The sequence below is a fragment of the Pseudoalteromonas sp. AOP7-A1-14 genome, assembly GCF_052376275.1.
Lineage (GTDB): Bacteria > Pseudomonadota > Gammaproteobacteria > Enterobacterales > Alteromonadaceae > Pseudoalteromonas.
In genome coordinates this window covers 1-16,379 of record NZ_JBQSVO010000087.1, presented here as the reverse complement: position 1 = coordinate 16,379, position 16,379 = coordinate 1, and the positions used below count along the sequence as shown (strand labels likewise).

Below are 16,379 nucleotides of genomic sequence, written 5' to 3'. Positions count from 1 at the left end.
ACCGTGTGTTTTTTAAACGAACTGATATTATCGACTGGTTACAATCTAACCGTGTCCCTTCTGCTACAGAAATAGATAGAGAAGCAGCAAATCACTTAGTTAGACATCATAGAAGGGCTCCATGATTTAATAATCAAACTATTTATATTCAGGGGAAGGGCGATCCCCTGAATATTCATCTATTAAATTCATGCAAAAATTTATATTGTGTTGATGAGTACCAGTGTTGAATAGGGGGTAAAAAAACCTTTAACTTTAGAGTGAGTTTACGTTTTCATCATTGAATATATCAGGAAAGTTTCTCATGGCTGAGGTGCGTTTTGACTCTATTATATCAGCATATATCTCTGTAGTTTTTAGTTCACTATGGCCTAAAAGCCGTGATAATGAGTAAATATCTACACCTAGAGATAGCTGACTAACAGCAAAAGTATGCCTAGCTGCATGGAAAGTAATGTCTTTAGTTATTCCTGCTCGCATGACCCATTGTGCTAACGCTACATTGGTATAAGAACTATATTTCAGCCCAGTAAATACTCTTTCGTATGGTTTGCCACGATTTTTTAAGTTAAGAAGTTGAACAGCAGAATCGGGGAGATCTAAATACTGTAAACTGTTACCTGAACTCTCCAGCTTCTTTTGTTTAAATATAATCCGGTAATGGCCATTTGCAAACTCCTCTATTTCTTGCCAAACCAGTTTATTAATATCTGACCAGCGAAGGCCTGTAGTACATGAGAATAAAAATGCATTGCGTAGAACTTCGTAACGGCATTCTGTTTTAGCTAAACCTCTAACCTCATCAAGTGTTAAGTAGGCTCTTTGTGTATTTTCAGGTTTTATTGAACTTACAAGCGTTACAGGGTTGTCGCGAATAATACCGTCTCTATAGGCTTTGTTTAAAGCTGCTCTAATTTTATTAAAATAGGTACTGGTTGTATTTTTAGATAGCTTAGCTTTTGATTTTGTTAGCGCCTGATGTTGTAGGTAATACTTAAAACCTTCAAGAAAGTGCTTGTCTACCTGTTCAAAGGTGAGCTCAGACTTAGCGTGGTAGTTATGTAAATGGTTGCGCGCTGAAATCCAAATAGAATAATTGGATTTACTGCCTGTAGATTTACTCTCAACTAATTCATCGTAGTAGTCAAAAAAGCTAGCAGATAACTTAGTTGTATCGTTAAGGTTATGCCTACCAGATTCATACTCCAGTAGTCTCTTTGCACGAATGGCTTCAGCTCTTTGCATAATATCTTTATTATGCTGGCGCTCAATCGCTTGGCGTGGCTTTTTATAGACAAATAAACTTAGAGGCTCGTATGAGCGGTTTTGCTCTCTACTGCCATTGTGAGTCGTTTTTGAACCGTGATAATAAACTAGGCGAAGGCTTTGTTGACCCAGCTTATTAACTTCACGTTTTTGAATGCTAATTTTCATTTTTTTACCCTTTTGTGCTCCGTGTGCTCCGAGACTATAGCCTCGGAGCGTATGCGGAGCAAGATAGGGTAAAGCCCTTCAAATTAAATCATAAGAGTTATAATTAAATTTATTTAAAATCAAACGCTTATTATGATTTAGTTTGATTTGTTTTGATATAATTAGCGTAATTACTTTCCAATACAGAATGAACTAAATATTTTGCCGAGTAAGTCATCAGAACTAAATTCGCCGGTAATTTCATTTAGGTAGTTTTGTGTAAGTCGTAATTCTTCCGCAAGTATTTCACCCGCTATATTCATTTCCAGCTGGTCTTTGCCCGTATGTAAATGATGGGCTGCGTTTTCAAGGGCATCAAGATGACGGCGGCGCGCCATAAAGCCACCTTCAGTTGCACCTTGAAAGCCTATACATGTTTTTAAGTGATTACGTACTAACTCTATACCGTCAGCATTTTTGGCACTTAGATTAATAACAGGGTATTGTGAGTTATCAACCATGCCCACTTTATCGCCAGATAAATCGGCTTTATTTCTAATAACAGTGACTCCCATCCCTTCAGGAAGTTTCGCCATAAACTCAGGCCAAATAGTGTGGGGGTCACTGGCTGTAGTATCGGTACCATCAAGCATAAATAGCACACGATCTGCTTGGCAGATTTCAGCCCATGCACGCTCAATACCAATTTTTTCTACTTTATCAGGGCTTTCACGTAGGCCTGCGGTATCTATAATATGCAGTGGCATGCCATCAATATGAATATGCTCACGTAGTACATCACGAGTGGTGCCGGCTATTTCGGTCACTATTGCCGCTTCACGGCCTGCTAAAGCATTAAGTAAGCTTGATTTACCCGCGTTAGGGCGCCCGGCAATTACCACACGCATACCTTCACGCATTATGCTGCCTTGCTTTGCTTGGTCGGTAACGATATTTAATTGGCTAACAATCTCGTTTAAATCACCAGATACTTTGCCGTCAGATAAAAAATCGATTTCTTCATCAGGAAAGTCAATTGCCGCTTCAACATACATACGTAAATGAATGACTTTTTCAACCAGGGTTTCAATATGCTTTGAAAACTCGCCTTGTAGTGATTGTAAGGCGCTTTTGGCTGCTTGCTCTGAGGTTGCATTAATTAAGTCACTAATGGCCTCTGCTTGGGTTAAATCCATTTTGTCATTCATAAAGGCGCGCTCTGAGAACTCACCCGGTTTAGCTAATCGTACACCCTCAATTTGGCTCATTTCTTTTAGCAGCATATCAAGCACCACTGGGCCGCCATGGCCTTGTAGCTCTAGTACATCTTCACCAGTAAATGAGTTTGGGCCTGCAAAAAACAGGGCTATGCCTTGATCAAGTTGCTCACCAGATAAACTTTTAAATGGCACATAATCGGCATAACGAGTCTTAGGGCAGCGACCAATTATTTTTTCGGCAACAGTTTTAGCAAGGCTACCTGAAACGCGAATAATACCTACGCCGCCACGTCCGGGAGGAGTCGCTTGTGCTGCTATGGTGTCTTGATTGATCATACTAATAACTTGCCATTTTGATGAATAACATAATGTGCGTATTGTAACCTATGGCTTTATATGTAGCGAATAGCTTGGCTATATTTTTGTGAATAGGAAGATTAAAAGCAGGCAATAAAAAAGGCGACCTAAGCCGCCTTTGTTTAAGTAGGTGCAATTAGCCCCTTACTTTTATTCCTTTTTTTTCCATACCGCGATAAATGAAAAGCATTTGTGCGATAGAGATAAGGTTAGATACTAACCAGTAAAGTACTAGGCCAGATGGGAACCATAAGAAGAATACAGAGAAGATAACCGGCATGAAGGTCATCATTTTTTGCTGCATTGGATCGGTTACCGTCATAGGTTGTAGCTTTTGAGTAATAAACATACTGGCACCAAATAATATTGGTAGTATGTAATATGGGTCTTTTGCTGATAAGTCAGTTAACCATAAGAAAAACTCAGCATGACGTAGTTCTGTTGATTCTAAGAATACATAAAACAGAGCTAAGAAAATTGGCATTTGTAGCAGTAGAGGGAAACAGCCACCCATCGGGTTTACTTTCTCTTTGCGATACATTTCCATGGTTGCTTGACCGAATTTTTGACGGTCATTACCAAACTTTTCTTTAAGAGCTGCCATTTTAGGCTGTAAGGCACGCATTTTAGCCATTGACGTATATTGTGCTTTAGTAAGTGGGTACATTAATGACTTAACAATAATGGTAATAGCAATAATTGCTAGACCCCAGTTACCTAAAATACTGTGTAGCCATTTTAATAGTACAAATAGTGGTTGTGATATAAACCATAGCCAGCCGTAATCTACAGTTAGGTCTAAATTTGGATGAATTGCTTCAAGTGAATCGGATTCTTTCGGACCCATGTAGTAGGTAGCGCCAATAGTTTCTTGTTGGTTAGCTTGAATATTTACCGGTTCACCTTTTACACCTATAATAGCAGCATTACCTTTAGCAATTAGGCTGTAAAGGGTATTTTGCTCGTCTTGATTAGGTACCCATGCACTAACAAAGTAGTGCTGAATGAAGGCAATATAGCCACCTTGAGTATTAATACTTAGGTTTTTATCAGTCATGTCTGAAAAGCTATATTTTTCATACTTTTCTTCAGCAGAGCCGTAAGCAGCCCCTAAATAGTTTTGATCAACTAAGCTGCCTTTTTCTTGTACGGTGCGCTTAACCTGTGTGTAAAGCTGTACTTGAATTGGCGCGGCGGTGGTGTTGTTTACTGTGTATTCTAAGGCAACATCATATTGGCCTTTTTTGAATACATAAGTTTTAGTAAAAGTAACCCCATCACTATTAGTAAATTGTAATGGTACGCGTAGTTCATCGCCATTTAAGGTATAGGCTTTTTGTTCTGTTTTATAGACAGGACGACCATCTGCAGATGCATCTGGGCCATTTAAACCAATTAAGCCACTTTGTGAAAAATACTGCTTACCATCAAACTCACCTAGCAGCATATAAGGTGTTTCACTGCCTTTAGTTTCTTCGTATTTGAGTAGGTCAGTTTCAACAATGTCACCACCGCGAGTATCAATTTTTACAGTAAATACATCGGTAGTAATATCAATAACTGAGCGCTTAGCAGTGGTTGCTGCTGGCAAACCACCTTCGCTTGAGCTAGGAACATAATCGTCCGACTCAGGTGTGTTTGCTTGTGCGCTTTGTGTGATGGCACTAGGATCGGCTTTTGGTGCGTTGTAATCTTCATTCCACTCTTGAAAAAGTAAAAATGATACAAGCATCAAACCGATTAATAAAAACGTGCGTTGCGATTCCATAACAGCTCTTATTTCTCGTGTTGGTGGTTAATATGAGTTTTTCCAGGTACGGGATCATCTCCGCCTGAATGTAACGGGTGACATTTTAATATGCGTTTGAGCGCTAACCAACTCCCTTTTAACAATCCATGCGAATTAATTGCTTTAATTGCATAACTGGAGCAGGTTGGATTAAAACGACAATGCGGACCTAATAATGGACTAATCCACTTTTGATAACCGCGAATTAACATCACTAAACAATAACGTGGAAAAGCTACAAGTGGTTTAAGTAACCTCATGATATTTATGCCCCTACGTAATTGTTAGTCAATGAACACCATGTATTTAAAATAACTATTTGCGATTTTAAATGCATGATTAAAAGGTGAGCTAAAGATACCCTAATTAGCTATGTAATTCTATTGCTATCGGGCTTGTTTGTTGGATTTAGCTGATTTGTTTGGGCGTTTTTTAAAAGGGGGCGGTTTTGGTGCTCCCGGTTTACAGCGTTCATCTATTTTTCGCCACAATTTATTAAGCTGTTTAGTTAACTCTGCATTTGATTGTTCATCAATACCACTTTTAACCATCAACACAATATCAATATTATCTATTTTGTGCTGGTTTAAACGAAAACTTTCGCGAGCGATGCGTTTAATGCGGTTACGTTGACAAGCTTTTTTTACGCGCTTTTTAGCGACAGTAAGTCCTAACCTAGGTTTAGCTTGATCATTAGGTTTAGCAAGTAAGGTAAAGTAAGGAGTCGCAGCCCGAGCTGGTTCATTAAAAATACGAGAGTAGTGCGAGGGAGTTAACAGACGTAACTCCCTACCAAAGTTAAAGTTTTCCACTTATATATTAAGCAGAAAGAACTTTACGGCCTTTAGCGCGGCGACGAGCTAATACTTTACGGCCATTTACAGTTGCCATGCGAGCACGGAAGCCGTGTGCACGTTTGCGTTTTAAAACGCTAGGTTGAAAAGTTCTTTTCATAACAATTCCATCCGATCGGTTAAAGGTTAAAACATCCTATGCAGGTCGCGATCCTGGCACAGGTGCCATTGCGAGCGCGAGATATTATAGATGAAGCCTACAATTGTCAATCATAATTACATAGCAAAGACTACTTAATGTAGCCAAGAAGGTACAACCATTAAGTATTAAAACCAAATATGATCCGATAGGATCCTTATAAATAAGAAGTTTTCCACAGGCCCTGTATAAAAAGTGAATAAAAGCTTGGGAAAAGTAAATTAGATCATAACTTATGTGTGCGATCGAGGCCTTAATTTGTTATGATCTGGAATCGGATTAAAAATAAATTTCTATATATATCATTTGGTTATTAGTTTTAAGTGAACGGATTATCGTTTTCATTAAAATCAGCCTTGTACTTGTGGATAAAGTACCTTCATAATACTCGGTCTAGGACTAATTTATTGTCTATTAGAACGCCATAAATGTATAATTTTCCTTCATTTAATATGAACGGGAATATAAATTAAATCTTAGGGAGTTTAATAGTGTATCTGTCGGTTTGGCAAAGTTGTTTATATGTATTGCAAGATGAACTGCCGTCGCAGCAGTTCAGTATGTGGGTTAGACCACTACAAGCAGAAAGTACCGAAGACACCCTAACAATTTATGCACCAAATCGTTTTGTACTGGATTGGGTTAGAGAAAAATATCTCAATCGTATTAACGAATTATTAGTAGAAATTTGTAAAGATGAAGCACCAGAGTTACGTTTTGATGTGGGCAGCAAGCCTATTTTAAATCAGCCTATGGTAAATTCTCCAGTAGCAGCAGAGCACACCAGTTCTGTGCCGTCAGTTACCGCTACTGCCAAGCAACCAGTTAAACAAGCCAAACCTGTAGTTGAGCCAGCACCTAAATCTGGGTATAAATCCAATATTAAAGAAAATTATACTTTTGATAGCTTTGTTGAAGGTAAATCGAACCAGTTAGCTAAAGCTGCGGCGACCCAAGTTGCTGATAATCCAGGCTCTGCCTTTAATCCGGTATTTATTTACGGTGGTACAGGTCTAGGTAAAACGCATTTATTACATGCGGTAGGCAATGGCATTATGGCAAATAAGCCTGATGCAAAAATAGTTTACATGCATTCAGAACGCTTTGTGCAAGATATGGTAAAAGCGCTGCAGAATAACGCGATTGAAGAGTTTAAGCGTTATTACCGTAGTGTTGATGCATTAATGATTGATGATATTCAATTTTTTGCTAATAAAGAACGTTCTCAAGAAGAGTTTTTTCATACTTTCAATGCACTACTTGAAGGTAACCAACAAATTATATTAACTTCTGATCGCTACCCTAAAGAAATTAAAGGGGTAGAAGACCGCCTTAAGTCGCGGTTTGGTTGGGGATTAACTATCGCTATTGAGCCGCCAGAGCTTGAAACGCGCGTCGCCATCTTGATGAAGAAAGCCCAGCAAAGTAAAATTAATTTACCGCACGAAGTGGCCTTTTTTATTGCCAAAAAATTACGTTCAAATGTACGTGAATTAGAAGGTGCGCTCAACCGTGTAATTGCTAACGCTAACTTTACAGGTCGTCCAATATCTATTGATTTTGTAAAAGAAGCGCTACGTGATTTACTGGCATTGCAAGACAAGTTAGTCACCATTGATAATATCCAACGTACCGTAGCTGAATATTATCGAATTCGTGTGTCAGACTTACTTTCTAAGCGCCGCAGTCGCTCTATAGCAAGGCCACGCCAAGTTGCTATGGCATTATCTAAAGAGTTGACTAACCATAGCTTACCAGAGATTGGCGATGCTTTTGGTGGACGTGACCACACCACTGTATTGCACGCTTGTCGAAAAGTTAAATCACTGCGTGATGAGAGTCACGAAGTGAAAGAAGATTACCAAAACCTAATAAGAACATTGTCATCTTAGGGCTGACTTTATTATGCAAATAACAATATCAAGAGATCAATTTTTAAAACCTTTAGTGCAAGTATCGGGTGCTATTGAGCGCAAACATACTTTGCCTATTTTATCTAACGTATTGTTAGAAGTTGAAAACGGGCAGCTCTCAATGACTGGAACCGATCTCGAAATAGAGCTGGTTGCCAGTGTTTTTGTAGGGGATGATGTTGATGATACTAAACTGACATTACCAGCCAAAAAACTGCTCGATATTTGTAAAAGCCTGCCTGATGGCTCAGAGCTAACGCTCACCAGTCAAGATCATCAGTTATTATTAACCAGTGGTAAAAGTCGTTTTTCATTAACTACTTTGGCCGCAGCTGACTTTCCTAATCTTGAAGAGTGGGATGGCGAAGTCGAGTTTCAATTAACTCGCTTAGAGTTACGTAAACTTTTAGAAAGTACTCATTTTTCTATGGCGAACCAAGATGTTCGTTATTACTTAAATGGTATGTCGTTTGAAGTTGATAATGCTGATATAAAAACAGTGGCTACCGATGGACATCGCCTTGCGATTGCACAAAAAGAATTACCGCAATCATTAAATACTCAGCGCCAACTTATTATTCCACGTAAAGGCGTGCAAGAAATCATGCGTTTAATGGTGGCTGACGATGAGCTCGTAACCATTCAATTTGGTGCTAATCATATTCGTATTATTGATGTAGAATTTACTTTTACCAGTAAGTTGGTTGATGGTCGTTTTCCTGACTATCGCCGCGTATTACCTCGTGGTGGCGACAAAGTTATTACCGCAAACAGAGAGTGGTTACGTAGCGCTTTTCAACGTGTTTCTATTTTATCTAACGAAAAGTTTCGTGGTGTGCGCTTAGACTTGTCTGAAGGGTTATTGAAAATAACAGCCAACAATCCTGAACAAGAACAAGCCGAAGAAGTAGTTGAAGTAATGTACCAAGGTGACGATTTAGAAATTGGCTTTAATGTTTCCTACGTACTCGATGTATTAAACACACTCAAAACTGAAGATGTATTATTTACGCTTGCCGATTCAAATAGTAGTGCGCTAATAGAAGGTGGTGGTGACGAAGAAGCCATGTACGTTGTTATGCCAATGCGCCTATAAGATACTATGAGTTTAAGTCATTTAAGCCTCAATAATTTTAGAAATATTGAGGCTTTGACGCTAGAACCAATCAACGGCGTCAATGTTATATATGGTGATAACGGCTGTGGCAAAACCAGTTTACTCGAAGCCATTTATTACCTTTCTCATGGCAAGTCTTTTCGAACTGCTAAGCACAAAAGCATTATAGCGCATCAACATGATAAATTTACTATTCATGGCCGCAAGGTACTGCATGATTTATCGGTTCCGATCGGTATCAGTAAATGTGTATCCGGTGAAACAAATTTAAAAATTCAAGGTAAAGCATGCCGACGTATTTCTGAGCTAGCACAATTAATGCCGGTGCAAGTTATTACACCAGAAAGCTATTCGTTATTTTTTGGTGGGCCTAAAGAGCGTCGTAAATTTTTAGATTTAGGATTGTTCCACGTGGAACATGACTTTTTCTTTTTGTGGCAATCGTTCAATAAAGTCCTCAAGCAACGTAATGCGTTGTTAAAAACTAAACCTCGTAATTATTTCGAGCAAATAAAGTTTTGGGATAAAGAATTTGTTAGACTATCAGAACAAATAAATAGTTTAAGAATTGCGTATATAAGTAGGTTTAAGCAGCAGTTTTTTGATAAAATGTGTGCAGACTTAGCGCTTATAAGCGATTTAGAAATTAATTTTTATGCGGGCTGGAAAGACGGTGATTCATTAGCCAACAGCTTAGAGCAAAGCTTTGACCGTGATGCACGGCAAGGCTTTACCAGTAAAGGCCCACATAAAGCAGATTTTAGTTTTAGTGTTTCTGGCAACAGTGTCGAAAATACGTTTTCACGCGGTCAATTGAAGTTACTGTTGTATGCGTTAAAAGTAACGCAAAATAGCTTAATTGAGTCAGAAACAGAAAAGCAATCTATATTGCTAATAGATGATTTACCTTCAGAGTTAGGTGAAGATACAAAAGAGAAAGTAGGTCAGCTTTTAGCTCACTCCCGTTCTCAGTTATTTATATCTTCTATTTTAACTGAAAGTATTTCTGCTGTGGTGGAACCCATGCAACGAGAGTTGCAAATGTTCCACGTGAAACATGGCAACCTAATAACAAGATAAGTAGGATTAACCATGTCTGAGAATTACGATTCGTCGAGCATTAAAGTACTTAAAGGATTAGACGCAGTAAGAAAGCGTCCAGGAATGTATATAGGCGACACTGATGATGGCACAGGCTTGCACCACATGGTGTTTGAGGTCGTTGATAACTCAATCGATGAAGCTTTAGCTGGCCATTGCGATGATATCTTTGTAACTATTCACTTAGATGGTTCTGTCTCTGTTCGAGATAATGGTCGTGGTATTCCTACCTCAATCCATGAAGAAGAAGGTGTTTCAGCTGCCGAAGTTATTATGACAGTACTTCACGCTGGTGGTAAGTTTGACGATAACTCTTATAAAGTATCGGGTGGTCTTCATGGTGTTGGTGTTTCGGTAGTAAATGCACTTTCTGAAAAGCTCAAGCTAACTATCCGTCGCCAAGGTAAACTATATCAACAAAGCTATAGTATGGGTGTACCCGATGCACCTTTAGCTGAAATAGGTGAGTCTGATACAACAGGAACCGAGTTACGTTTTTGGCCAAGTGATGAAACCTTTACTAACTTAGACTTCCATTACGATATTTTGGCTAAACGTTTACGTGAATTATCATTCCTGAATTCAGGTGTGAGTATTATTCTAAATGATGAACGTGAAGAAAATAAAACTGACCACTTCAAATATATTGGTGGCATTCAAGCGTTTGTCGAATACTTAAATCGTAACAAAACACCTATTCATAAAGGGGTATTTCATTTTACTCACGAACGTGAAGAAGATGGGATTAGCGTTGAAGTATCAATGCAGTGGAATGATGCATACCAAGAAAATATCTACTGTTTCACTAATAATATTCCACAACGCGATGGCGGTACTCACTTAGCTGGTTTTAGATCTGCGTTAACACGTACGCTAAATAGCTATATGGAAAAAGAAGGCTTTAACAAAAAAGCAAAAACAACCAGTAATGCAACAGGCGACGATGCACGCGAAGGCTTAACTGCGGTTGTGAGTGTTAAAGTTCCTGATCCTAAATTCTCATCACAAACAAAAGACAAGCTTGTTTCAAGTGAAGTTAAATCGGCGGTTGAACAAGCAATGGCTGAGAAGTTTTCTGAGTTTTTGCTAGAACACCCAATGGATGCCAAAATAGTTGTTGGTAAAATAATTGATGCTTCACGTGCTAGAGAAGCAGCTCGTAAAGCGCGTGAAATGACACGCCGTAAAGGGGCTATGGACTTAGCAGGGCTACCTGGTAAGTTAGCTGATTGCCAAGAAAAAGACCCAGCCCAATCTGAATTATATATAGTGGAGGGTGACTCAGCTGGCGGTTCAGCCAAGCAGGGTCGTAATCGTAAAAACCAAGCTATCTTGCCACTCAAAGGTAAAATTCTTAACGTTGAAAAAGCACGGTTTGATAAAATGCTTTCTTCACAAGAAGTTGCGACTCTTATCACTGCATTAGGTTGTGGTATTGGCCGAGATGAATATAATCCAGAAAAACTGCGTTACCACCGTATTATCATCATGACTGATGCCGACGTGGATGGCTCTCATATTCGTACGCTATTATTGACTTTCTTTTATCGTCAAATGCCTGAGATTGTTGAACGTGGCTATATTTATATTGCACAGCCACCGCTTTATAAAGTAAAAAAAGGTAAGCAGGAACGTTATATTAAAGATGACCCTGCACTTGTCGATTATCTAACTTCACTAGCATTAAATAATGCTGCGTTATACACCAGTGCTGATGCTTCAGCAATGGAAGGTGAAGCGCTTGAAAGTGTAGTACACGATTACCAAAATACAGTTAAAGTTATCGAACGCTTAAAACGTAAATACCCTAACTCTGTAATGGAACGCTTAATTTATCAAAGCGAGCTAACGGAAGCGGATTTAGCTGATGAAGAAAAAGTAATTGCATGGACTAAAGAGTTGGTTGATGACTTAGTTGCTCGTGATGAAGATGCGACTATTTTCCATGCTGGTACAGAGTATGACAGCGAGCGTAACTTGTATTATCCGGTTGTGAATATCCGACAGCACGGTGTGGATAAAGCGCATATACTTAACCATGACTTTATTACCTCTCGTGATTACAAACGTATAGCGGCTACGGGTGTTAACATAGCTAACATCCTAAAAGAAGGTGCTTATGTACAGCGTGGAGAGAAAACATTAGCTGTTGATAACTTTGTGGATGCTTTAGAATGGCTTATCGCAGAATCTAAGCGTGGGCTTTACATACAACGCTATAAAGGGTTGGGTGAAATGAACCCAAGTCAGCTATGGGAAACTACTATGGACCCGTCAGCGCGTCGCATGCTTAAGGTAACAATTGAAGATGCTGTTGCCGCTGACCAATTGTTTGCCACCTTAATGGGTGACCAAGTTGAGCCGCGTCGTGAGTTTATTGAAACTAACGCGCTACGTGTTGTGAATCTAGACGTTTAATAAATTACAGCATTTATTTTAAAAGGAGCCTAAGGCTCCTTTTTTATTGCCTGCAATTGCACAAACTGCTTAAAACCTTACTGCACACAAGGTATACTGAAAGCAATTTTTAGACTAAACGCACCAGACTATAAGCCAAATATGCAAAAATATGACGTTAAAACCTTTCAAGGTTTGATCCTGGCTTTACAGGACTATTGGGCACAGCAAGGCTGTGTTATTGCTCAACCACTGGATATGGAAGTGGGAGCAGGGACATTTCATCCATTAACTTTTTTAAAATCGATTGGCCCAGAACCAATGTCGAGCGCCTATGTACAGCCGTGTCGGCGTCCAACGGATGGTCGTTATGGTGAAAACCCAAACCGTTTACAGCATTATTATCAATTCCAAGTCGTGTTAAAGCCTTCTCCAGATAATATTCAAGAGCTTTACTTAGGCTCTTTAGCCGCTGTCGGTATTGATACTCTCACTGACGAAGTGCGCTTTGTTGAAGATAACTGGGAATCGCCTACGCTAGGTGCTTGGGGTCTGGGTTGGGAAATTTGGTTAAACGGTATGGAAGTAACTCAGTTTACCTACTTTCAACAAGTGGGCGGTCTTGAGTGCTCACCAGTCACTGGTGAAATTACTTACGGTTTAGAGCGCCTAGCTATGTATATTCAAGGCGTTGATAGTATATACGACCTAGTGTGGGCAGATGGTCCAATGGGACGTGTTACTTACGGTGACGTCTTTCATCAAAATGAAGTTGAACAATCAACTTATAACTTTGAACATGCCAATGTTGATGTGTTTTTTAAGCAGTTTGATGATTGTGAAAATCAAAGCCAAAAACTGATTGAAGCCAATTTACCGCTTCCGGCCTATGAACAAGTAATGAAGGCATCACATGCGTTTAATTTACTTGATGCTCGTCACGCTATTTCAGTGACAGAACGCCAGCGTTATATTTTACGTGTTCGTGCGTTATCTAAAGCATGTGCACAAAGTTATTATGATGCACGTGAAGCGCTCGGTTTTCCGCTTTGTAAGGATTAAGCATGTCAGCACAAAATTTATTAGTAGAAATTGGCACCGAAGAGTTGCCACCCAAATCGCTGCGTAAATTAGCCGAAGCATTTGCCGCTAATTTAACCGCAGAACTTGCAAGTCTAGAGCTGGCTCATCAAGGGGTAAGCTGGTATGCATCACCTCGTCGTTTAGGTTTACAAGTTACCGCACTTGAAGCAAAACAAGGCGATAAAGAAGTTGAAAAGCGCGGCCCAGCAACTAAAGCTGCATTTGACGCAGACGGCAACCCAACTAAAGCTGCAATGGGGTGGGCTCGAGGTTGCGGTATAGACGTTAGTGAAGCACAAACGCTTGAAACAGATAAAGGCGCGTGGTTATTACATATCGCTAAAGTGGCGGGTAAAGACACCACAGCATTGATGACCGATGTAGTTAATAAAGCGCTTGCTAAATTACCTATTCCTAAACCGATGCGTTGGGGTGCGAATAAAACGCAATTTATTCGCCCTGTGCATACAGCCACTATTTTATTTGGCGATCAGTTAATTGAAGGTGAGGTGTTAGGCAAAGCGGTAAGTAATCAACTACAAGGCCATCGCTTTCATCACCCAGAAAAGATCAGTATTAACCATGCTGATGATGTGTTTGAAGTACTTAAATCGGCTCATGTTGTTGCTGATTACGAGCAGCGTAAAGCGAAAATACGTGAGCAAATTGAAGCTGCTGCACAAGCGGTGAACGCACAAATTGCCATGGATGAAGATTTACTTGAAGAAGTAACTTCATTGGTTGAATGGCCAGTTACTTTAACGGCCACGTTTGAAGAAGCGTTTTTAGATGTACCCGCTGAAGCGCTAATTTACACCATGAAAGACGATCAAAAATATTTCCCGCTACTTGATCAAAATGGCAAGTTACTTAATAAGTTCCTATTTGTTTCTAACATTGAAAGTAAAGACCCAAGTGTCGTTATTGCCGGTAACGAAAAAGTAGTACGCCCACGGTTAGCTGATGCGCAATTCTTCTTTGAAGCAGACAAAAAGAAAACCCTTGAAAGCCGCTTAGAATCACTCGACAGTGTACTGTTTCAAAAGCAACTAGGTACACTTAAAGATAAATCTGAGCGCATTAGTGAGCTTGCTGGCTATATTGCAGAGCAACTTGGCGCTGATACTGAACTTGCCAAACGCGCAGGCCTGTTAAGTAAAACAGATCTAATGACCGAAATGGTTATGGAGTTTACTGACATTCAGGGTGTGATGGGAATGCATTATGCTCGCCATGATGGTGAAGCAGAAGATGTAGCGCTGGCACAAAATGAGCAATATATGCCACGTTTTGCAGGCGATAACCTACCAACAAACTTGATCAGCTGCGCAGTCGCGATTGCTGATAAGTTTGATACCTTAGTGGGGATTTTTGGTATTGGCCAAGCCCCTAAAGGCGACAAAGACCCATTTGCTCTACGCCGCGCCGCGATTGGTGCATTACGCATCATGGTTGAAAAAGAGTTACCACTGGATATTTTAGACCTAGTAGCAAAATCACAAACTTTGTTTGGCGAAAAGCTAACTAACCTAAATGTATCAGCCGATGTTTTTGAATTTATGTTAGGGCGCTTTCGTGCTTGGTATCAAGATGAAGGCCTTAAGGTTGATGTAATTCAAGCCGTACTTTCACGTCGTCCTACTAAACCTGTTGATTTTGACCGCCGCGTTAAAGCTGTAAGTCACTTTCGTACATTAGATGCTGCAGAAGCGCTTGCAGCAGCTAATAAACGTGTAAGTAATATATTGGCTAAAAATGACATTACTGAGCAAGGTGATATTGATCAGAGCTTATTAAGTGACGATGCAGAAAAGCTATTAGCCTCGCATGTGGCTAAATTTGCCACCGAGCTTGCTCCTCTTTATGAAAGTGGTGATTATCAGCAAGCTCTAACGCAGCTTGCGGGTATTCGCGAAAGTGTTGATAACTTTTTTGACAACGTCATGGTGATGGCTGACGACGATGCCGTTAAGCAAAATCGCCTAGCGTTACTAAGTCAACTGAGTGGGTTATTTTTAGATATTGCTGATATTTCTGTACTACAGAAATAATACCTATTGTATTTAGTCTAATTGGTATTAAGTTCAGCTTAACTTAAAAAGCCAGCAGGTATGCTGGCTTTTTAGTATAAGAGGTTAATTTATGAAACGTATTCTAACATTGGCAGTGGTTAGCTTATTGACAGCTTGTTCTAGCCAAATCCAAATGCCTGATATGAGTGGTGTGCTATCAAGCCAAGAGCTTGATAAAGTCATGTACTTACGTGGCGACTTTACTTTGTGGGATGCAGAGCCGCAGTATCAATTTGAGCAAGTTGGCCCAGCGATTTATCAAGCTAATGTAAAGTTCTCAACACCAGGTAAAGTGTACGAGTTTAAAATTGCCGATGTCGATTTTAGCGAAGGTTACAATTGCGGTTATAGTGAACTTGATCCAGCTGGGCAAACATTAGCTTTAGGCCAACCTGTGACTGCCGACTGTAACACCATCTATAACTACTTCAGCTTCACCCCAGCAATCAAAGGCAGTTATATAGTCAGCATTGATTATCGCAATTTCGATCAGCCAAAAGTAACTATAACGAAGAAGTGAGCGCTTTTATAAACCTTTCTTTACTAAGTATAGGTAGGGCGCCTGTTCGATTTTTTTTGCTATGAGAGTGTGATCCATAAAGGTGCAAAAGCTGGGGATATCGCGAGTGGTAGATGGATCGTCGGCTGTAATTAACAGTGTTTCGCCATTTTCCATTTTACGTACCGCACTTCTGATCATCATAACAGGCTCTGGGCAACGTAGGCCAATAGCATCTAATTGGTGATCGGGGTTATCAAAACTCATGGCTGATTTACCTTAGATTATGTGGTCGCATTTAATGGTGAATTTAAGGCTGCTAGTTTAACCACCTCGACGCGATAAATAAAGTCACTTTAATGATGCATATCAAGCCACCAGCTTAGTTGTAACAAGAATAATAAAAAAGCCGCGCTGATTAAATC

The 16,379-nt window shown here is 39.8% G+C and carries 14 protein-coding genes; 7 read left to right on the top strand and 7 right to left on the bottom strand.

The genetic code is table 11. The annotated features are described in order from the left end of the window. Positions 1-255: 255 nt before the first annotated feature. From ACT3RM_RS13110 to rpmH, 6 genes are all read right to left on the bottom strand, one after another. Positions 256-1,434, bottom strand: a complete 1,179-nt coding sequence (locus tag ACT3RM_RS13110; protein WP_441995047.1) for a site-specific integrase — start codon at positions 1,432-1,434, stop codon at positions 256-258. A 170-nt stretch (positions 1,435-1,604) separates the two neighbouring features. After that, positions 1,605-2,969 carry a tRNA uridine-5-carboxymethylaminomethyl(34) synthesis GTPase MnmE gene (gene mnmE / locus ACT3RM_RS13105; protein ID WP_441834677.1) on the bottom strand — a complete coding sequence of 455 codons (1,365 nt, stop codon included), beginning with the start codon at positions 2,967-2,969 and terminating at the stop codon, positions 1,605-1,607. A gap of 157 nt (positions 2,970-3,126) precedes the next feature. Next, positions 3,127-4,758, bottom strand: a complete 1,632-nt coding sequence (gene yidC, locus ACT3RM_RS13100) for a membrane protein insertase YidC (protein ID WP_441834678.1) — start codon at positions 4,756-4,758, stop codon at positions 3,127-3,129. A gap of 8 nt (positions 4,759-4,766) precedes the next feature. Further along, entirely contained in the window at positions 4,767-5,039 is a 273-nt protein-coding gene (gene yidD, locus ACT3RM_RS13095) for a membrane protein insertion efficiency factor YidD (RefSeq protein WP_441834679.1), read from the bottom strand. 126 nt (positions 5,040-5,165) lie between these two features. Further along, complete coding sequence (gene rnpA, locus ACT3RM_RS13090; RefSeq protein WP_441834680.1) at positions 5,166-5,591, bottom strand: ribonuclease P protein component; 426 nt, start codon at positions 5,589-5,591, stop codon at positions 5,166-5,168. Between the two features lie 7 nt (positions 5,592-5,598). Then, positions 5,599-5,733: a 50S ribosomal protein L34 gene (gene rpmH, locus ACT3RM_RS13085; RefSeq protein ID WP_004335215.1), complete on the bottom strand. Its 135-nt coding sequence runs from the start codon at positions 5,731-5,733 to the stop codon at positions 5,599-5,601. Positions 5,734-6,263: 530 nt separating this feature from the next. Here rpmH and dnaA point away from each other — a divergent pair. The 7 genes from dnaA to ACT3RM_RS13050 all read left to right on the top strand — a co-directional run bounded on the left by dnaA (position 6,264) and on the right by ACT3RM_RS13050 (position 15,975). Then, positions 6,264-7,664: a chromosomal replication initiator protein DnaA gene (dnaA, locus tag ACT3RM_RS13080; protein ID WP_441834681.1), complete on the top strand. Its 1,401-nt coding sequence runs from the start codon at positions 6,264-6,266 to the stop codon at positions 7,662-7,664. A gap of 13 nt (positions 7,665-7,677) precedes the next feature. Beyond that, positions 7,678-8,781 carry a DNA polymerase III subunit beta gene (gene dnaN, locus ACT3RM_RS13075; RefSeq protein ID WP_441834682.1) on the top strand — a complete coding sequence of 368 codons (1,104 nt, stop codon included), beginning with the start codon at positions 7,678-7,680 and terminating at the stop codon, positions 8,779-8,781. A 6-nt stretch (positions 8,782-8,787) separates the two neighbouring features. After that, positions 8,788-9,882 carry a DNA replication/repair protein RecF gene (gene recF, locus ACT3RM_RS13070; protein ID WP_441834683.1) on the top strand — a complete coding sequence of 365 codons (1,095 nt, stop codon included), beginning with the start codon at positions 8,788-8,790 and terminating at the stop codon, positions 9,880-9,882. Positions 9,883-9,894: 12 nt separating this feature from the next. Next, positions 9,895-12,321 (top strand): DNA topoisomerase (ATP-hydrolyzing) subunit B, encoded by a 2,427-nt coding sequence (gyrB, locus tag ACT3RM_RS13065; protein WP_441834684.1) that lies wholly within the window; start codon positions 9,895-9,897, stop codon positions 12,319-12,321. 141 nt (positions 12,322-12,462) lie between these two features. Continuing rightward, the gene (gene glyQ, locus ACT3RM_RS13060) at positions 12,463-13,362 is read left to right on the top strand and encodes a glycine--tRNA ligase subunit alpha (RefSeq protein WP_441834685.1); all 900 of its coding nucleotides are present in this window, start codon (positions 12,463-12,465) and stop codon (positions 13,360-13,362) included. Between the two features lie 2 nt (positions 13,363-13,364). Next, positions 13,365-15,434, top strand: coding sequence for a glycine--tRNA ligase subunit beta (gene glyS / locus ACT3RM_RS13055; protein WP_441834686.1), 2,070 nt, complete (start codon positions 13,365-13,367; stop codon positions 15,432-15,434). A 91-nt stretch (positions 15,435-15,525) separates the two neighbouring features. Beyond that, positions 15,526-15,975, top strand: a complete 450-nt coding sequence (locus ACT3RM_RS13050; protein ID WP_441834687.1) for a hypothetical protein — start codon at positions 15,526-15,528, stop codon at positions 15,973-15,975. Between the two features lie 6 nt (positions 15,976-15,981). Here the strand turns inward: ACT3RM_RS13050 and tusA are convergent, their stop codons facing one another. Continuing rightward, positions 15,982-16,221: a sulfurtransferase TusA gene (gene tusA, locus ACT3RM_RS13045; RefSeq protein WP_441834688.1), complete on the bottom strand. Its 240-nt coding sequence runs from the start codon at positions 16,219-16,221 to the stop codon at positions 15,982-15,984. Positions 16,222-16,379 lie beyond the last annotated feature (158 nt).